Source organism: Streptomyces sp. NPDC017529, assembly GCF_044329785.1.
Classification (GTDB): domain Bacteria; phylum Actinomycetota; class Actinomycetes; order Streptomycetales; family Streptomycetaceae; genus Streptomyces.
Genome location: NZ_JBIRJY010000006.1, coordinates 451,049 through 469,649, shown reverse-complemented (window position 1 = coordinate 469,649; position 18,601 = coordinate 451,049). Strand labels below are relative to the sequence as shown.

Here is an 18,601-nt window from a genome sequence, read left to right as displayed (position 1 = left end):
GGAATTGATCATTCCGGGAGGGGCGGGCGCGGGACGCGCGCGGTGCGGCGGGGTGGGGGACGTACGGCCGGGCCGCCGGGAGGGGCAGGCGCGCGGAGGGTGAGAGGGCTCTCACCGGTGCCCCGCGAAAGGGGGAACGTATGCGGTCGCAGTACCGTGGACGGGTGGACAACAGGCAAGCAATCGGATCGTGGATCTCCGGGCCCCGCGCGGCAGCCGAGGACATGGGTGTCGAGTTCGGCTACCGCGGGCAGCGGCTCGGGCTCCCCGAGGAGGGGCCGGGCTCGATCGCGCGTCCCGGCCGGCGCTTCGCCGCCCTCTTCGTCGACTGGGCGCTGTGCATGCTCGTGGCGTACGGGCTGCTCGGCGACGGCAAGGCCAACGCGACCAGCAACTGGGCGCTGGCCGTCTTCGCCGTACTGAGCCTGCTGACGGTGGGCACGGTCGGCTTCACGCCGGGCAAGCGGCTGCTGGGCCTGCGGGTCGTCGCCGAGGACGGCGGGCGGCTGCCGCTGTGGCGCGTCGCCCTGCGGACGGTCCTGCTGGTCATCATCATTCCGGCGGTGATCTGGGACCGCGACGGCCGCGGCCTCCACGACCGCCTGGCCCGCGCCGTACAGGTGCGTATCTGAGCCGCGGGAGCGGGAGGGCGGCGTCAGCCGCGCCCCGGCGCAGCGGAACGGACAGCTGAAAAACCGGAGGGGCCCGGGACCGACAAGGTCCCGGGCCCCTCCGCCGTCGTGGTGCGGCGCGCCGAGGGTCAGCGCATCTTGCCGCCGCCGCCCTTCGGCATCCGCATGCCCTTGGGCATGGGGCCCTTCGGGACCGGCATGTTGCTCATCAGGTCGCCGAGCGCGCGCAGGCGGTCGTTCACGGCGGTCACCTGGGGGCCGGGCAGGGTGCGCGGCAGCTTCAGCAGGGTCGTACGGATCTTCTTCAGCGGGACCTGGCCCTCGCCCTCGCCGACCACGTAGTCGTGGACCGGGGCGTCGGCGATGATGCGGGCCATCCGCTTCTTCTCGGAGGCCAGCAGGGCGCGTACGCGGTTCGGGTTGCCCTCGCCGACGAGGACGATGCCCGCCTTGCCGACGGCGCGGTGCACGACGTCCTGCTGGCGGTTCATCGCCACGGCGGGGGTGACCGTCCAGCCGCGGCCGACGTTGTCCAGTACGGCGGCCGCCGCGCCGGGCTGGCCCTCCATCTGTCCGAAGGCGGCCCGCTCGGCGCGCCGGCCGAAGACGATCGCCATCGCGAGGAAGGCCAGCACGAAGCCCAGGATGCCCGCGTAGACGGGGTGGCCGATCAGGAAGCCGAGGGCGAGGAGAACGCCGAATACGACGATGCCCACGCCGGCGACGACAAGACCGACCTTGGGGTCGACCCGACGGGTCATCTTGTAGGTCTGGGCGATCTGCTTCAGTCGCCCGGTGTTCGCAGCGCCGTCAGCGCTGTCTGCTTTTGCCTTCCTCGCCATGAGGCGCAGTTTACGTGTCGCTCGGACCCTCGGTCGCCACGGCCTCCAGTACGTGTTCGGCCTCCCGCCGGTCCATGGCGCGGCGCCGGTCCTCCAGCACCGCTGTCCAGGCGTTCCGGCGGGCGGTGCGCTGCCCGCCGCGCATCAGCAGTGACTCCACTGCGCGCAGGGCATCGGTGACCGACGGGAGGGGGAGTGCGGCGGTGGCGCGAGCGGGCGCGGCCTGCATGACGGGGTTCCCCTTCTGGAGGAAGGATGGATGCGGTGTGTGAAGCCATCGTTACGGATCGGTGTTACCAACTGATGACCGAGCGGTCAAACACCGATGAAACCTTGACGCGGCCCGCACCGCCCCTGCCTGGGGAGGTACGGGCCGCGTCATGACACTCTGTGCCACGTTTCACATTCCGGTCCATGGGCCGAACGGGCCTCGTCCGGGTCAGACGGCCTGGGCCGACTCCTCGACCTGGCGGCGCTCGACCGCCTGCTGGTACAGCCGGCCGGCGCGGTAGGAGGAGCGGACCAGCGGGCCGGACATGACGCCGGCGTAGCCGATCTCCTCGGCCTCCTCCTTGAGCTCCACGAACTCGGCGGGCTTGACCCAGCGCTCGATGGGGTGGTGGCGGACCGACGGGCGCAGGTACTGCGTGATCGTGATCAGCTCACAGCCCGCGTCGTGCAGGTCCTGGAGCGCCTGGCTGATCTCCGCGCGCTCCTCGCCCATGCCCAGGATCAGGTTGGACTTGGTGACCAGGCCGGCCTCGCGGGCCTTGGTGATGACCTCCAGCGACCGCTCGTAGCGGAAGCCGGGGCGGATGCGCTTGAAGATCCGCGGCACCGTCTCGACGTTGTGCGCGAGCACCTCGGGGCGCGAGGAGAAGACCTCGGCGAGCTGCTCGGGGACCGCGTTGAAGTCGGGAATGAGCAGTTCGACGCCGGTGTCGGGCATCGCGGCGTGGATCTGGCGGACGGTCTCCGCGTAGAGCCAGGCCCCGCCGTCGTCCAGGTCGTCGCGCGCGACGCCGGTGATCGTGGCGTACTTCAGCCCCATCGTCCGGACGGATTCGGCCACCCGGCGCGGCTCGTCGCGGTCCAGCTCCTGCGGCTTGCCCGTGTCGATCTGGCAGAAGTCGCAGCGGCGGGTGCACTGGTCACCACCGATGAGGAAGGTCGCCTCGCGGTCCTCCCAGCATTCGTAGATGTTGGGACAGCCCGCCTCCTGGCAGACCGTGTGCAGGCCCTCTTTCTTGACCAGGCCCTGCAGGTGGTTGTACTCGGGACCCATTTTCGCCCGGGTCTTGATCCACTCGGGCTTGCGCTCGATGGGGGTCTGGCTGTTCCGGACCTCCAGGCGCAGCATCTTGCGTCCGTCGGGTGCGACAGCGGACACGTCCGGCTCCCTACGACTTCGTTTCTTCGGCGTACACCAGGGTACGCCCGTCAATTCGCACGTCTTTACGTGCAGGCCAACCCCGTATGGCAGGGGCGCATTCCTCGCACCCGGTTCCGGCGGTGCGAGGACCCGCTAGACCGCCCTGGGGAGCAGCTCGGCGTGCGCCAGTACGTCGCGCAGGTGCTTCTCCACGACGGGCACGACGTCGGCGATGGTGACGTCCCGGCCCAGCTCGTTCGCGAGGGAGGTCACGCCGGCGTCCCGGATGCCGCACGGCACGATCTTGTCGAACGAGGTGTTGTCCGGGTTCACGTTGATCGCGAAGCCGTGCATGGTGACGCCCTTGGCGACGCGGATGCCGATCGCGGCCAGCTTGCGGTCCTCGCGGCGCTGGCCGGCGTTGGACGGGGCGTACTCGGGGCCGTTCAGCCGCGCGTCGAACTCCTCGTCCGCCGTGCGCGGGTCGAAGTCGAGGGAGAGGCCGCCCAGGGACGGGCGGTCCGCGACCGGGTCACCCAGCACCCAGACGCCGCTGCGGCCCTCGACCCGGGTGGTCTCCACGCCGAACTCGGTGCAGGTGCGGATGATGGCCTCTTCGAGACGCCGTACGTGCGCGACGACGTCGACCGGGCGCGGGAGCTTCTGGATGGGGTAGCCGACCAGCTGGCCGGGGCCGTGCCAGGTGATCTTGCCGCCGCGGTCGACGTCGATGACCGGGGTGCCGTCCAAGGGGCGCTCGCTGTCGTCCGTGCGCCGGCCCGCCGTATAGACGGGCGGGTGCTCCAGCAGCAGGCAGGTGTCCGGGATCTCGTCGGCGAACCGGGCGGCGTGCACCCTGCGCTGTTCCTGCCACGCCGTCTCGTACTCGACGGCGTCGGCGCCGAAGCCCAACTGGACAAAGCGCAGCCCCTCGGGTGCGGGGGTGTCCCCCCGAGAGATCGCAGTCACGGCAGCTCCTCTTCGAACTTTTGTTGAGTCCTTTGCGCCCACGCCAACTGTACGGCGGGGGCGGGCGGCCCCCGCAGGCGCCCGGCGCGTGGTCCCGGTACGCGGGCGCACGTAAGTGATCCGAGAGCCCCGGAGGCGCTCCTGGGGCCGCCGGTGCGGGCTCGGGGCGGGAACTCCCGGAGAACCGTGGAGGACAGTGCGAGCCCTGCTCACACGATCGGATGAACGCGTGGCGAAGGCGACGAGAAAGCCGTCGCGGGCCGTTACATTCACGCCGTTCCACGAGGGCAGGGAGCAGCGCCGGACAGGGTCAGCCGAACCCGGGCAGCTCAGCCCGGAAGGCAGGAGACCGGTAAAGCTGATGACGGAACGACCCCCACAGCGCACGCCCAACCGACAGCTCGCCGCGCTCATCGCGGAGGCGGGATTCTCCAATGCCGGGCTGGCCCGGCGAGTCGATCAGCTGGGACTGGAGCACGGTCTTGACCTCCGGTACGACAAGACGTCGGTCACGCGCTGGTTGCGCGGACAGCAGCCCAGAGGCACCACGCCCGCACTGATCGCCGAGGTCTTCACCCGCAGACTCGGGCGGCGGCTGTCGGCACAGGACCTCGGCCTGGACGCCTGCGCGCCGGTGTACGCCGGGCTGGAGTTCGCGTCCACGCCGAGCGAGGCGGTGGACATCGTCAGCGGTCTGTGGCGCAAGGACTCCGGCAGCCACGCGGAGCTGCGCAAGATCGCCTTCACCCCGGCCGGGCTGGTGGTGCCCAGCCGCGACTGGCTGATCGGCCGGGCCGACGAGCGGGTCGCGCACGGCGAGGCGGCGGAGGCCGCGGCCCGGCTGCCCGCGCCGGGCCGGATGCAGGTGTCGGTGCCCCGGCAGCGGCAGATGGAGCGCCCCGGTCACCAGGACCGCGCGGGGCGCACGGACCGCGCCGAGCGCCCGGAGCGCGCGGAACGCTCCGACCGGTCGCCGGGCTACCGGGTGTCCGCCGGTGACATCAAGGCGCTCAGGTCGGTCGGCGAACTGTTCCGCGCGCTGGACCACGCCTACGGCGGCGGGCACGCGCGCCAGGCCCTGGTGCGCTACCTGGAGCACGAGGTCGAGCCGATGCTCCGCGGCACCTACGGGGAGGCGGCCGGACGGCGGCTCTTCGCGGCGGCCGCCGACCTGACGCGGCTGGCCGGCTGGACGTCGTACGACATCGCCGCGCACGGCCTGGCCCAGCGCTACTTCGTCCAGGCGCTGCGGCTGGCGCAGGCGGCGGGCGACCGCGCGTACGGCTCGTACGTCCTGGTGACCATGAGCCGGCAGGCCGTCTACCTGGGGCACGGCCGGGAGGCCGTACAGCTGGCGCGGGTGGCCCAGCAGGGGGTCGGCAGCAACGCGCCCCCCGTGGTGCAGGCGCTCCTGCACTCGGCGGAGGCGCGCGGGCACGGCGTACTGACCGAGGTACGGGCGTGCACGGCCTCGCTGGCGCGGGCGGAACGGGCGCTGGAGACGGCGCGTCCCGGGGACGACACGCCGTACTGGGCGCGCTTCTTCGACGAGGCACAGCTCGCCGACGAACTGGCGCACTGCCACCGCGACCTCCAGCAGTTCAGGGCCGCGGCGCAGCACGCGGAACGCTCGCTGCAACTGCGCGGCGCCGGCTTCGCGCGCAGCCGCCTGTTCTGCCGGGTGGTGCTGGCGACGGCGCGGCTCGGCCTGGGCGAGCTGGAGCAGGCGTGCGCGCTGGGCGCGGAGGCGGCGCTCCAGGCGTCCGAGATGCGGTCGGTGCGCGCGCATGAGTACGTGCGCGAGTTCGAACGCCGGCTGGAGCCGTACCGGGACGCGGCCGCGGTACGCGGGTACCGGGACCGGGTGGCGGCGATGAAGGGCTGACGGGCGGGGACCGGCAGGGGCCGGCGGGGCGGGGCGCGGTGGCGGCTCCGCCCCGCCGGCGCGTCAGGCGGCGGCGGACAGTTCGCAGGGTTCGTGGAACGGGGGCAGCTGGAGGTCGGCGAGCGCGGCGCGGGCGGCCCGGCGGCCGGAGCGCAGCGCGCCCTGGACGGTGCCGGTGTCCCGGTGGTCGCCGCACACGTACAGGCCGGCCAGCAGCCGGACGGACCGCTGCGGATCGTGCGGTACGGGCATGGCCGGGACCGCTTCCGGGTCGTGGTGGACGGCCAGCAGCTCCCAGGCGTCGGTGGACGTCCCGTAGATCCGGTCGAGCTGGGGCCGCACGGACTTGTCCAGCGCGCCGGCGGGCAGCGTCGCGGGCGTGCCCAGCACGGTGGTGGTGACCAGGGCGCGGCCCGCCGGGGCGCGCGAGGGGTCGGTCTCGCTGGCCACGAAGGTGTGCGCGACCGGGCCCGCGGTGGGCAGGATCAGCGTCGGCTCGCGGAGCGGGGGACTGTCAGTGGTGTGGTGCACGATGGTCACCGGGTGGAAATCGGGGACCCGCAACCCCGGGAGCAGCTCTGCCGCATCGCGCGCGCCGGTGGCCACGAGCACGGCACGGCAGGGCAGTTCACCGTGGTCGGCGGTGCCGACGCTGGTGGTCGAGACGGAGACGGCGCGTACGGAGGTGCGCACGGTGCCGGGGGGAAGGGAGGCGGCGAGGAGTTCGGGGAGGGCCGCGGCTCCGCCGGCGGGCAGGCACAGGCGGCCCCGGGCGAAGGAGCGCAGGGCCAGGGCGGCGTTGCGGCTGGAGCCGGTGAGCCGCGGGTCGCAGAGCAGGGCGGTCAGCAGGGGGCGGAGGAACCCGTCGGGGACGTACGGGGGAAAGACGGGGCGGGCGGTCAGCGCCTCGGCCGTGGGGCGGTCCGCGCGGCGCTCGGCGCGCGACAGGGCGCGCGCGGCCGAAAGTGCGCCCCTCGTGCTCCGGGGGGCGCCGATGCGCAGCGCCCGCTGGCCGTTGTGGACACAGAGCCCGGGGGAGAAGTGACGCAGGACCAGGCCGGTGAGACCGGGGGTGGAGCGGAGTTCGGGAAACGAGGTGACGAGTAGTTGGCCGGTGCGGTCCAGCCGGAAGCCGTCCAGGTGATCGGTGGTGGTCCGGCCGCCGGCGCGCGGGGCGGCCTCCAGCACGGTGACCGTGGCTCCCGCGCTGGTCAGATGGTGGGCGGCGGCGAGACCGGCGAGGCCGGCCCCGACGATGACGACGTCCACGGTCGATGCGGTGCGCAGCACGTGCCCTCCCGAGGTCGGTCCCGGTGCCGGCGCTACTGGGGCTTCTGCCCCGCTCCGGCGCGCGGGATGCCGAGTTCGTGAGGTTGGAACCCTAAGAACCGGGGCGGTGGGGGCGCGATCGCGCGTAGACAGCGCACGGGCGCACGAAGCGGCACGGAGTGCCGCGGGGAGACGTACGTGGGCGGTACGGGGACGGTACGTGGGCGGTACGGAACCGCTGCCGCCCACGGCGAGTGGCGCCCAACCGGCCGGCACCGCCCAACCGCCCCGCGCCGTCTACCCCGTCAGCGCCGCCCGGATCGCCTCGTCCACCGTGGGGTGGGCGAACGTGAAGCCCGTGTCCAGGAGGCGTTGGGGGATGACGCGCTGGCTGGCGAGGACGTTGTCGGCGAATTCGCCCAGGGCCAGGCGGAGGGCCGCCGCGGGGACGGGGAACGGTGTGGGGCGGCGCAGGACGCGGCCCATGGCTGCCGTGACCTCGCGGTTGGTGAGCGGTTCGGGGGCGGTGAGGTTGACCGGTCCGGTGAGGCCGTCCGTGGCGACGAGGTGCCGGAGGGCGGCGATGTGGTCGTGCAGGGAGATGAAGCTCCAGTACTGGCGGCCGTCCCCCAGCCGGCCGCCGAGGCCGAGCTTGAAGAGGGGGAACAGCCGCCCCCAGGCGCCGCCCTGGCGTCCCACGACCAGCCCGGTGCGCGCGAAGACCGTACGGATACCGGCTTCGACGGCCGGTGCGGCGGCCTCCTCCCACTCCACGCAGAGGCGGGCCAGGAAGTCGTCGCCGGGCGGCGCCGACTCGTCCGTACGCCGGTCGCCGGTGTCGCCGTAGTAGCCGATCGCGCTGCCGCACACGAAGGCCCGCGGCGGGGTGTCCAGGGAGGCGATGGCCTCGGCGAGCGCCGCCGTGCCGAGGACGCGGCTGTCCCTGATCTCGCGCTTGTACGCGTCGGTCCAGCGGTGGTCGCCGACTCCCGCGCCCGCGAGGTGCACGACGGCGTCGCAGCCGGCGAGCCCGGCGGTGTCCACCGTCTGGCGTTTCGGATCCCAGCGCACCTCGTCGGCGGCGCGCGGCGCGTGCCGGACGAGGCGGACGACGTCGTGGCCGCCCCCGGCGTCCGGTGGTGTCTCCCGCAGGGAGCGGACGAGTGCCGTACCGATGAGACCGGCCGAGCCGGTGATCGCGATCCGCATGGCAGCCATACTGCCCCCGAAGGCACGCACATGACACAGTGGCACGCATGTCCGATTCGTTCGTCCGCTCCGCCGTGCTCGCCGACGAGGAGGCACTCGCGGTCCTGGACCGCCGTACGTGGTCGGTCCTGCACGCGGTGACACCCCGTCCGAAGCCCCCGTACGAGCGGTTCTTCGACGACCGGCACCGCCCCGAGGACCTGCTCGTGGCGGAGGTCGCCGGCCGGGTCGCGGGCTACGTACGGGTGGTACCGCCGACTCCGCTGCCGTGCAACGCCCACGTACGCCAGATCCGGGGGCTGGCCGTGGACACCTGGGCGCGCGGCCGGGGCGTGGCCAGGACGCTGCTGGACGCGGCCTGCGCGCGTGCGCTGGACGAGGGGGCCCGCCGGATCACCCTGTGCGTCCTCGGGCACAACGCCCCGGCGCGCGGGCTCTACGAGTCGGCGGGCTTCGAGGTGGAGGGCGTGCTGCCCGGGGAGTTCCTGCTGGAGGGCGCGTACGTGGACGACGTGATGATGGGGAAGGCGCTGGTCTGAGGGGCGGTGGCGCTCAGACGCCGAAGCGGTCCCACAGGCGGGGGAAGCGGTCCGCCAGCGCCCGGTCGTCGTCGAGATCGAGGTAGGTGCCGAGCGGTTCGGACGGCTGGGGCGGCAGGCCGAGGTCCGGCATCTCGGCGCCGGTGAGCTGCTCGTACGCCTCGTCGGCCGCGTAGCCCAGCTCCTCCGCGTCGCCGTCGACCTCGTCGTCGAACGCGTCCAGCAGTTCGGCGAGGTTGTCCGGGTCGTGCAGCGCGCCCTCGAAGACCTCCCGGCCCTGGCCGATCAGCCAGCAGCGGAAGTAGTCGAAGGCGTCGTCGCTCGCGCCGCCCAGCAGAAGGGCGGCCGCGGCCCACAGGTCCCAGTTGTACGCGCGGTTGTAGCGGGACTCGAAGTACCGGGCAAAGTCCGCCACGGAGTCCGGGTCGAGCGCCACCAGCCGCTCGACCAGTGCGTCCGCCTGCTCTTCGGGGTCGCCCTCGGCGGCCTCGCGGGAGCCGTCGATCAGCTCCCAGAACTCCGTCTCGTCCATCACGGGTACAGCATCGTTCCTGTCGGGCGGCATCGCACGTGGACTACCCCAGATGCGACGGTGTCGTTATGCACGCACATTCCTTCGGGTAATGCGGACACAAGGTGTCGGCTTTCCACGCGAGGGTCATGTCATGCGTGAAGGGAAGCGAATCATGACCGAGGCGAAGGACACACCGCGGCCGCTGGCCGGCAAGGTCGCGCTGGTCGCCGGCGCCACCAGGGGCGCGGGCCGGGCGATGGCGGTGGAACTGGGCCGGGCCGGTGCCACGGTCTATGCCACCGGCCGTACGACCCGAGGGCACGTGAGCGAGGTCGGCCGGGCGACGGAGACGATCGAGGGGACCGCCGAACTGGTGACGGCGGCGGGGGGCGCCGGCATCGCGGTGCCGACGGACCATCTGGACCCGGACGCGGTGCGGGCGCTGACCGGCCGCATCGACCGCGAGCAGGGGCGGCTGGACGTCCTCGTCAACGACCTGTGGGGCGGGGACGCGCAGGTCGAGTGGGGGAAGAAGATGTGGGAGCACGACCTTGGGAAGGGGTTGCGCGTCCTGCGGCTGGGGGTGGAGAGCCACATCGTCACCAGCAGTTTCGCGCTGCCCTTGCTGGTCCGCCGGCCCGGCGGGCTGGTGGTGGAGGTGACGGACGGTACGGAGGAGTACAACCGGCGCTACCGGGAGCCCTTCTACTACGACCTGGCCAAGAGCGCGCCCATCAGGATGGCGAAGGGGCTCGCCGAGGAGCTGTCGGAGTACGGGTGCACGGCGGTGTGCGTGACGCCGGGCTGGCTGCGGTCGGAAGCCATGCTGGACACGTACTTCAAGGTCACCGAGGAGAACTGGCGGGCGGGCTGCGAGCAGAACCCGCACTTCGCCATCTCGGAGACGCCCGTGTACGTCGGCCGGGCGGTGGCGGCGCTGGCCGCCGACCCGGACGTCGCGCGCTTCAACGGGCAGGCGCTCTCCAGCGGCGGGCTGGCGAAGGAGTACGGCTTCACGGACGTGGACGGTTCGGCGCCGGACGCCTGGCGCTACCTCACCGAGGTCGAGCAGGAGGGCAAGCCGGCGGACACGACCGGGTACCGGTAGGCGGCCCGGCGGATCAGTGGCCGGCCGGCTCCCCGTACGCCTGGTGCATACGCGCTGCCGTGGCGGCGAAACGCTCCCGCAACTCGGAAGGCGCCAGCACCTCCGCCTCGGGGCCGAGGCCGAGCAACTGGGCGTAGGCGACGTCCAGGGACTCGACGGGCAGGGTGACGGTGGTCCGGCCCTGCTCGTCGGGTTCGCCCGCCGCGGCCAGGGCCTCTTCGGCGCCGGCGCGGTCGGTGACGTGCCGCAGCTGCCGGGTGCCCGCCGCCGTCAGCCGTACGACCACCTCGTCCCGCAGGATCGAGCGGGCGAACCGGGCGGCCCGCTCCGCCCAGAAGGCGGGCAGGTCGAAGTCCGGGACGCGGGTGAAGTGGTCGTCGAGGAGGGTGACGGACGCGAAGCGGTCGACGCGGTAGACGCGCATGTCCTCGCCGGCCCGCGCCGCGAGGTACCAGACGCCCGCCTTGAGCACCAGGCCGTACGGCTCCAACTCCCGCTCCACCTCGGTGTCCTTGCGGCGGTAGCGGGTGGTGATGCGCCGGTCGTCCCGGACCGCGTCCGCGACGGCGGGCAGCAGGCCGGGGGTGGCCGGTTCCCGGTACCAGGCGGGGGCGTCGAGGTGGAAGCGCCGGGCGGCGCCGTCCGCGGCGTCCCGCAGCTCGGGCAGCAGCGCGGCGGAGACCTTCAGCCGGGCGGCGGAGGCGGCGTCGGCGAGGCCCATGTCGCGCAGCGCGGCGGGCACGCCGGACAGGAACAGGGCCTCCGCCTCGCTGCGGCCGAGGCCGGTCAGCCGGGTGCGGTAGCCGCCGATGAGACGGTAGCCGCCGGCCCGGCCGCGGTCCGCGTAGACGGGCACCCCGGCCTCGGAGAGGGAGAGGACGTCGCGGGAGACGGTGCGTTCCGACACCTCCAGCTCCCGCGCCAGTTCGGCGCCGGTCATCGAGGCGCGTGACTGGAGCAGCAGCACCATTTTGATCAGCCGGGCAGCGCGCATGCCTGCATCATGCCGCCCTGGAAGCCGTTCCGGGCGCTGCCCCGATGAAGATCCCGTGCGGAGACCCCGGGCGCGGTTGAGGTGGTCTCCGCACGGGAGCGGGGGGCGCCGGACCGCGGTCCGGCGCGGGGTACGGACGCGGCGGTCGGCCCGCCGCGTCCGCTCGTGGCCCTACAGGCCGTACCGGTGGCCTACAGGCCGTACCGCTCCTTGGCCTCCTTGACCGTCTCCGCCTTCACGTCGCCGCGGCGGGCCAGCGCGGCCAGCGCCTGCACCACGACCGACTGGGCGTCGACGCCGAAGTGGCGGCGGGCGGCCTCGCGGGTGTCGGAGAGGCCGAAGCCGTCGGTGCCGACGGAGGTCCAGTCCTGCTCGACCCACGGGGCGATCTGGTCGGGCACGGCGCGCATCCAGTCGCTGACCGCGACGACCGGGCCGGGGGCACCGGCCAGCGCACGGGTCACGTACGGGACGCGGTCCTCGCCCTCCAGGCGGGCGGCGTCGCACTCCAGCGCGTCGCGGCGCAGCTCCGTCCAGGACGGCGCCGACCAGATGTCCGCCGCCACGCCCCAGTCGCGGGCCAGGATCTCCTGGGCCTCCAGGATCCAGTGGATGGCGGTGCCGGAGGCCAGCAGCTGGAGGCGGGGCGCGTCGGCAGCTGCGGGCTCGGCCTCCTTGAAGCGGTAGAGGCCCTTGAGGATGCCCTCCTCGACGCCCTCCGGCATGGCGGGCTGCACCTTGGTCTCGTTGTAGACCGTCAGGTAGTAGAAGACGTCCTCCGCCTCCGGGCCGTACATCCGGCGCAGGCCCTCCTTGACGATCACCGCGACCTCGTAGGCGAACGCCGGGTCGTAGGAGAGCGCCGCCGGGTTGGTGGAGGCGATCAGGTGCGAGTGGCCGTCCGCGTGCTGGAGGCCCTCGCCGGTCATCGTCGTACGGCCGGCGGTGGCGCCGATGACGAAGCCGCGGCCCAACTGGTCGGCGAGCGCCCAGAACTGGTCGGCGGTGCGCTGCCAGCCGAACATCGAGTAGAAGATGTAGAACGGGATCATCGGCTCGCCGTGGGTGGCGTACGAGGTCGCCGCCGCGGTGAAGTCGGCCAGCGAACCGGCCTCCGTGATGCCCTCGTTGAGGATTTGGCCGTCCTTGGCTTCCTTGTAGTACAGGAGCTGGTCGCGGTCGACCGGGTCGTAGGTCTGGCCGACGGGGGAGTAGAGCCCGGCGGACGGGAACAGCGACTCCATGCCGAAGGTGCGGGCCTCGTCGGGTACGACCGGCACCCAGCGCTTGCCGGTCTCCTTGTCCCGCATCAGGTCCTTGACCAGCCGGACGAACGCCATGGTGGTGGCGATCTCCTGCGAGCCCGAGCCCTTCTTCAGGGCGTCGAACGCCTTGTCGGCGGGCATCGGCAGCGGCTTGGCGACGACCTTGCGGGCCGGGGCCGGGCCGCCGAGGGCGGCGCGCCGCTGACGCAGGTACTCCATCTCCGGGGAGTTCTCGTCCGGGCGGGCGTAGGGCACCACGTCCGCGTCCAAGGCGCTGTCCGGGATCGGCAGCTCCAGGAGGTCGCGCATGGCGCGGAACTGCTCGCCGGTGAGCTTCTTCATCTGGTGGTTGGCGTTACGGGACTCGAAACCCTCGCCGAGGGTGTAGCCCTTGACGGTCTGCGCCAGGATGACGGTCGGCGCGCCCTTGTGCTCGACGGCGGCCTTGTACGCGGCGTACACCTTGCGCGGCTCGTGGCCGGCGCGGGAGGTCTGGAACAGCTCCAGCAGCTTGGCGTCCGACAGGCCCTGGGCGATCCGGTCCAGCGACGGGTCCGAGCCGAAGAAGTGCTCGCGCAGGTAGGCGGCGTCGCGGGTGGCGTACGTCTGGAACTGCGCGTCCGGGGTCTCGCGCAGGCGCCGCAGCAGGGCGCCGTCGGTGTCCTGGGCGAAGATCTCGTCCCAGGCCTGGCCCCACAGGGACTTGATGACGTTCCAGCCGGCGGCGCGGAACTGGGCCTCCAGCTCCTGCACGATCTTGAAGTTGGGGCGGACCGGACCGTCCAGGCGCTGGAGGTTGCAGTTGATGACGAAGGTCAGGTTGTCCAGGCCCTCGCGGCCGGCCAGCGCCAGGGCGGCGGTCGACTCGGGCTCGTCCATCTCGCCGTCACCGAGGAACGCCCACACGTGGGAGTCCGAGGTGTCCTTGATGCCGCGGTGCTCCAGGTAGCGGTTGAAGCGCGCCTGGTAGATCGCGGAGAGCGGGCCCAGGCCCATGGAGACGGTGGGGAACTCCCACAGCCAGGGCAGGCGCCGCGGGTGCGGGTAGGAGGGCAGGCCGTCGCCGGCCGCCTCCTGGCGGAAGCGGTCGAGCTGGTCCTCGGTGAGGCGGCCTTCGAGGAAGGCGCGGGCGTAGATGCCGGGGGAGGCGTGGCCCTGGATGTAGAGCTGGTCGCCACTCCCGTCGGCTTCCTTGCCGCGGAAGAAGTGCTGGAAGCCGGTCTCGTAGAGCCAGGCCGCCGAGGCGAAGGTGGCGATGTGGCCGCCGAGGCCGAGGCGGGAGCCGCGGGTGACCATGGCGGCCGCGTTCCAGCGGTTCCACGCCGTGATCCGGGCCTCCATCGCCTCGTCGCCCGGGAACTCGGGCTCGGCGGCGGTCGGGATGGTGTTGACGTAGTCGGTTTCGAGCGGCGCGAGGCCCGGGTCGCCGGTGTGCTCCACGGCGCGGCGCATCAGGTAGGCGGCGCGGTGCTGCCCTGCCGCCTTGGTGACGGCGTCCAGGGACTCGCGCCACTCGGCCGTCTCCTCCGGGTCGCGGTCCGGGACCTGGTCGAGCTGGCTGTACGGCTGGCGTACGGGATCGGGCATGGGTGGCCCCTTTCCGGACGGAGGAGGGAGGTGCGATGAGTGCTTGGCAGGCAGGGGTGTCGCGCCCCGGGTACGACGATACGCCTCTGATCGATGATCGATCAACGCAAGTTGAAGGAAAAACCGCAGGTCGGCACGGGGTGCCAGCCTTATAGGCACGGGGTGCCAGGCCGGCTCTGTCTCCGAATCGAAGGGGGAAGCGGCCCCGGACCCGCGCCTCAGACCCGGGGCGCGCAGCTCAGCACGTGCGTCTTCAGCAGCTCGCCGATCCTCGGGTCACGCCGCCGGAAGGCGTCCACGATCTCCTGGTGGTCCCGCGCGTGCGACCGCGGCTCCGGGCTGAACCAGCGGATCGACAGCGTCGTCCACACCTCGACGCCCAGCGACTCCCAGGTGTGCAGCAGGACGGCGTTGCGGGCCGCGCGCACGATCTCGCGGTGGAAGGCCACCGTGTGCCGCACCTGCGCCTCGCCGTCCCCGTGCCGGTCCGCCTCGCACAGCGCCGCCACCTCGCGGTCCAGCGCCGCGGTGTCCTCGGCCAGCCGCCCGGCGGCCAGCTCGGCGGCCACCTGCTCCAGCCCGGCCCGTACCGGGTAGCTCTCCTTGAGGTCGTCCGCGGTCAGGTTCCGTACGCGTACGCCCTTGTTCGGGGCCGACTCGATCAGCTGGAGGGACTCCAGCTCGCGCAGTGCCTCCCGTACGGGCGTCTGGCTGACCTCCAGCTCGACCGCGATCCGCCGCTCCACGATCCGCTCGCCGGGCTGCCAGCGGCCGCTGACGATCCCTTCGAGGATGTGCTCGCGGATCTGCTCGCGGAGCGAATGGACGACGGGCGGGGTCATGACGTGCTCCTTCAGAGCGTACGGAGGGCGACGGCACGGTACCGGAACTTGGGCCGGCCGGTGCGGGCGACGCGGAAGGGCCATTATCCGCGCAACGAAAACGGGTCGGCCCCGGCTCGTACGAACTTGTACGAACCGGGGCCGACCCTGCACACCTACGGGGTGGCTACCGCGCTCAGAGACCGATCTCGGTCTCGAACTCGCCGGCCTCCAGGATCTGCTTGACCGTCGTCAGGTAACGGGCCGCGTCGGCGCCGTCCACCAGGCGGTGGTCGTAGGAGAGAGCCAGGTAGGTCATGTGGCGCACGGCGATGGTCTCGCCCAGCTCCGGGTGGTCCACGACCACCGGGCGCTTGACGGTGGCGCCGATGCCCAGGATGCCGACCTGGTTCGGCGGCACGATGACCGTGTCGAACAGCGCACCGCGCGAGCCGGTGTTGCTGATCGTGAAGGTCGCGCCCGACATGTCGTCCGGGCTGATCTTGTTGGTGCGGACCTTGCCGGCCAGCTCCGCGGTCTTGCGGGCGATGCCGGCGATGTTCAGGTCGCCCGCACCCTTGATGACCGGGGTCATCAGGCCCTTCTCCGCGTCCACCGCGATACCGACGTTCTCGGTGTCGAAGTAGGTGATCGTGCCCTCGTCCTCGTTGATCCGGGCGTTGACGACCGGGTGGGCCTTCAGCGCCTGGACGGCGGCCTTGACGAAGAACGGCATCGGCGAGAGCTTGACGCCCTCACGCTGCGCGAAGGCGTCCTTGGCCTTGTTGCGCATCCGCATGATCTTGGTGATGTCCACCTCGACCACGGAGGTCAGCTGCGCCTGGCCGTGCAGGGCCTTCATCATGTTGTCGCCGATGACCTTGCGCATCCGCGGCATCTTGACGGTCTGGCCGCGCAGCGGGGAGGCCTCGATGGCCGGAGCCTTCGACGCGGCCGGGGCGGCGGCAGCGGCAGGCGCGGCCTGCTGCTTGGCGGCCTCGGCGGCGGCGATGACGTCCTGCTTGCGGATCCGGCCGCCGACGCCGGTGCCCTTGACCGAGCCCAGGTCCACGCCGCTCTCCTGGGCCAGCTTGCGGACCAGGGGGGTGACGTACGCGGCGTCCGCCTCACCCGCGGCCGGGGCCGGGGTGACGGGCGCTGCGGCCGGAGCCGGCGCCGGGGCCGGAGCGGCCGGGGCCGGGTCCGGGGCGGGGGTGGTCACGGCCTGCGGGGCCGGGGCCGAGGGGGCCTGCGGAGCCGGGGCGGGAGCCTCCTGCTGGGGGGCTTCCTGCTTCGGGGCCTCCTGAGCCGGGGCCGGGGCGGCGGGGGCCTCGGCCTGGGCAGCACCCTTCTGGCCGATGACGGCCAGCTTGGCGCCGACCTCGGCGGTCTCGTCCTCGCCCACCAGGATCTCCAGCAGGGTGCCGGCGGTGGGGGCGGGGATCTCGGTGTCGACCTTGTCGGTGGAGACCTCCAGCAGCGGCTCGTCCTCGGCCACCTCCTCGCCGACCTCCTTGAGCCAGCGGGTGACGGTGCCCTCGGTCACGCTCTCGCCGAGCGCGGGGAGCAGAACATCAGTGCCGGAGGCTCCGGTGGAGCCGGTGCTTGCACCGGAGCCCTGGGCGCCGCCGGCGGGGGCCGCGGGGGCCTCCTGCCGGGGGGCTTCCTGGGCGGGGGCCTCCTGGGCCGGAGCCGCGGAGGGCTCGGGCTCGGCGGCCGGCGCCGGGGCGGACTCGGCCGCGGGCGCGCCGCTGCCGTCGTCGATGATGGCCAGCTCGGCGCCGACCTCGACGGTCTCGTCCTCGGCCACCTTGATGGAGGCCAGCACGCCGGCGGCGGGGGCGGGGATCTCGGTGTCGACCTTGTCGGTCGACACCTCCAGCAGGGGCTCGTCGGCCTCTACGCGCTCACCCTCGGCCTTCAGCCAGCGGGTGACGGTGCCCTCGGTGACGCTCTCGCCGAGCGCCGGAAGGGTTACGGAAACCGCCATGGTTTCTCTTGCTCCTTACGAAAATGCGGATGTGGTCGCGCCCGGACCGGGATCAGTCGTGGGAGTGGAGAGGCTTGCCGGCCAGGGCCAGGTGGGCCTCGCCGAGCGCCTCGTTCTGCGTCGGGTGCGCGTGGATGAGCTGCGCAACCTCGGCCGGCAGTGCTTCCCAGTTGTAGACCAGCTGGGCCTCGCCGACCTGCTCGCCCATACGGTCACCGACCATGTGGACGCCGACCACGGCACCGTCCTTGACCTGGACGAGCTTGATCTCGCCCGCGGTCTTGAGGATCTTGCTCTTGCCGTTGCCCGCGAGGTTGTACTTCAGAGCGACGACCTTGTCGGCGCCGTACAGCTCCTTGGCCTTCGCCTCGGTGATGCCCACCGAAGCGACCTCGGGGTGGCAGTACGTCACGCGCGGCACGCCGTCGTAGTCGATCGGCACGGTCTTCAGACCGGCCAGCCGCTCCGCTACCAGGATGCCCTCGGCGAAGCCGACGTGCGCGAGCTGGAGGGTGGGGACGAGGTCACCGACGGCCGAGACGGTCGGCACGTTGGTCTGCATGTACTCGTCGACGAGGACGTAGCCGCGGTCCATGGCGACCCCGGCCTCCTCGTAGCCCAGGCCCTGGGAGACCGGGCCGCGGCCGATGGCGACCAGCAGCACCTCGGCCTCGAAGGTCTTGCCGTCGGCCAGCGTGACCTTGACGCCGTCCTGGGTGTACTCGGCCTTGTCGAAGAAGGTGCCGAGGTTGAACTTGATGCCGCGCTTGCGGAAGGCCCGCTCCAGCAGCTTGGAGCTGTTCTCGTCCTCGACCGGGACGAGGTGCTTGAGGCCCTCGACGATGGTCACGTCGGTGCCGAAGGACTTCCACGCGGAGGCGAACTCGACGCCGATGACGCCGCCGCCCAGCACGATCGCGGACTTCGGCACGCGGTCCAGCTTCAGCGCGTGGTCCGAGGAGATGATCCGGTCGCCGTCGATGTCCAGGCCCGGCAGGGACTTCGGCACGGAGCCGGTCGCCAGCAGGACGTGGCGGCCCTGGACACGCTGGCCGTTCACGTCGACGGAGGTGGGGGAGGACAGCCGGCCCTCGCCCTCGATGTAGGTCACCTTGCGGGAGGCGACCAGGCCCTGCAGGCCCTTGTACAGGCCCGAGATGACCTCGTCCTTGTACTTGTGGACGCCCTCGATGTCGATGCCCTCAAGGGTGGCCTTGACGCCGAACTGCGCGGCTTCGCGGGCCTGGTCCGCGATCTCGCCGGCGTGCAGCAGGGCCTTGGTGGGGATGCAGCCGTTGTGCAGGCAGGTGCCGCCGAGCTTGTTCTTCTCGATCAGGGCGACGTCCAGGCCCAGCTGCGCCCCGCGCAGGGCAGCGGCGTAACCGCCGCTACCGCCTCCGAGGATCACTAGGTCGAAAACGGTGCTGGCGTCGTTCGCCACGTCACGTCCTCCATGCATGGGTACGCCGGAGCCGGTCTTCGGTGACCGGGCGGCGGCTGTTGATCGGCCGCTGGTTGGTTCGGCCCTGGGTAAGGGGGGCCCTGTCCTGCCAAGAACCCATCTTCGCACTTGTTGAAGGCGGGCGGGACGGCGGGCCGGGCTGT

16 protein-coding genes are annotated in these 18,601 nt (G+C 72.4%); 4 read left to right on the top strand and 12 right to left on the bottom strand.

Features of this window, described 5'->3' with window-relative positions; genetic code table 11:
• Positions 1–164 precede the first annotated feature (164 nt).
• On the top strand, positions 165–632 hold the full coding sequence (locus ACH4K4_RS19045) for an RDD family protein (protein ID WP_398168552.1): 468 nt from the start codon (positions 165–167) through the stop codon (positions 630–632).
• A 128-nt stretch (positions 633–760) separates the two neighbouring features.
• Here the strand turns inward: ACH4K4_RS19045 and ACH4K4_RS19040 are convergent, their stop codons facing one another.
• The 4 genes from ACH4K4_RS19040 to lipB all read right to left on the bottom strand — a co-directional run bounded on the left by ACH4K4_RS19040 (position 761) and on the right by lipB (position 3,815).
• Positions 761–1,474 (bottom strand): DUF4191 domain-containing protein, encoded by a 714-nt coding sequence (locus tag ACH4K4_RS19040; protein ID WP_398168550.1) that lies wholly within the window; start codon positions 1,472–1,474, stop codon positions 761–763.
• Between the two features lie 10 nt (positions 1,475–1,484).
• Positions 1,485–1,703 (bottom strand): hypothetical protein, encoded by a 219-nt coding sequence (locus tag ACH4K4_RS19035; protein ID WP_360134982.1) that lies wholly within the window; start codon positions 1,701–1,703, stop codon positions 1,485–1,487.
• 210 nt (positions 1,704–1,913) lie between these two features.
• Positions 1,914–2,864 carry a lipoyl synthase gene (gene lipA / locus ACH4K4_RS19030; protein WP_398168548.1) on the bottom strand — a complete coding sequence of 317 codons (951 nt, stop codon included), beginning with the start codon at positions 2,862–2,864 and terminating at the stop codon, positions 1,914–1,916.
• Between the two features lie 135 nt (positions 2,865–2,999).
• Entirely contained in the window at positions 3,000–3,815 is an 816-nt protein-coding gene (lipB, locus tag ACH4K4_RS19025) for a lipoyl(octanoyl) transferase LipB (RefSeq protein WP_398168547.1), read from the bottom strand.
• A gap of 361 nt (positions 3,816–4,176) precedes the next feature.
• Between lipB and ACH4K4_RS19020 the strand changes: the two genes are divergently transcribed.
• Positions 4,177–5,700 carry a regulator gene (locus tag ACH4K4_RS19020; protein ID WP_398168545.1) on the top strand — a complete coding sequence of 508 codons (1,524 nt, stop codon included), beginning with the start codon at positions 4,177–4,179 and terminating at the stop codon, positions 5,698–5,700.
• A 63-nt stretch (positions 5,701–5,763) separates the two neighbouring features.
• On the opposite strand, the gene ACH4K4_RS19015 is transcribed toward ACH4K4_RS19020, so the two are convergent.
• A complete protein-coding gene (locus tag ACH4K4_RS19015; protein WP_398168544.1) occupies positions 5,764–6,990 on the bottom strand; it encodes an FAD-dependent oxidoreductase in 1,227 nt (408 codons plus the stop codon).
• Between the two features lie 276 nt (positions 6,991–7,266).
• A complete protein-coding gene (locus ACH4K4_RS19010) occupies positions 7,267–8,187 on the bottom strand; it encodes a TIGR01777 family oxidoreductase (RefSeq protein ID WP_398168542.1) in 921 nt (306 codons plus the stop codon).
• Positions 8,188–8,225: 38 nt separating this feature from the next.
• Between ACH4K4_RS19010 and ACH4K4_RS19005 the strand changes: the two genes are divergently transcribed.
• Entirely contained in the window at positions 8,226–8,717 is a 492-nt protein-coding gene (locus ACH4K4_RS19005; RefSeq protein WP_398168540.1) for a GNAT family N-acetyltransferase, read from the top strand.
• A gap of 13 nt (positions 8,718–8,730) precedes the next feature.
• Here the strand turns inward: ACH4K4_RS19005 and ACH4K4_RS19000 are convergent, their stop codons facing one another.
• Entirely contained in the window at positions 8,731–9,249 is a 519-nt protein-coding gene (locus tag ACH4K4_RS19000; RefSeq protein WP_398168711.1) for a DUF4240 domain-containing protein, read from the bottom strand.
• A gap of 154 nt (positions 9,250–9,403) precedes the next feature.
• Between ACH4K4_RS19000 and ACH4K4_RS18995 the strand changes: the two genes are divergently transcribed.
• Positions 9,404–10,339, top strand: coding sequence for an SDR family oxidoreductase (locus ACH4K4_RS18995; protein WP_398168538.1), 936 nt, complete (start codon positions 9,404–9,406; stop codon positions 10,337–10,339).
• 13 nt (positions 10,340–10,352) lie between these two features.
• On the opposite strand, the gene ACH4K4_RS18990 is transcribed toward ACH4K4_RS18995, so the two are convergent.
• From ACH4K4_RS18990 to lpdA, 5 genes are all read right to left on the bottom strand, one after another.
• Entirely contained in the window at positions 10,353–11,333 is a 981-nt protein-coding gene (locus tag ACH4K4_RS18990) for a helix-turn-helix transcriptional regulator (protein WP_398168537.1), read from the bottom strand.
• A 191-nt stretch (positions 11,334–11,524) separates the two neighbouring features.
• Positions 11,525–14,185: a pyruvate dehydrogenase (acetyl-transferring), homodimeric type gene (gene aceE / locus ACH4K4_RS18985; protein ID WP_398168535.1), complete on the bottom strand. Its 2,661-nt coding sequence runs from the start codon at positions 14,183–14,185 to the stop codon at positions 11,525–11,527.
• 218 nt (positions 14,186–14,403) lie between these two features.
• Positions 14,404–15,027, bottom strand: a complete 624-nt coding sequence (locus ACH4K4_RS18980) for a GntR family transcriptional regulator (RefSeq protein ID WP_365848327.1) — start codon at positions 15,025–15,027, stop codon at positions 14,404–14,406.
• Positions 15,028–15,202: 175 nt separating this feature from the next.
• A complete protein-coding gene (sucB, locus tag ACH4K4_RS18975; protein WP_398168533.1) occupies positions 15,203–16,996 on the bottom strand; it encodes a 2-oxoglutarate dehydrogenase, E2 component, dihydrolipoamide succinyltransferase in 1,794 nt (597 codons plus the stop codon).
• A 52-nt stretch (positions 16,997–17,048) separates the two neighbouring features.
• Positions 17,049–18,437, bottom strand: coding sequence for a dihydrolipoyl dehydrogenase (gene lpdA, locus ACH4K4_RS18970; RefSeq protein WP_398168531.1), 1,389 nt, complete (start codon positions 18,435–18,437; stop codon positions 17,049–17,051).
• Positions 18,438–18,601 lie beyond the last annotated feature (164 nt).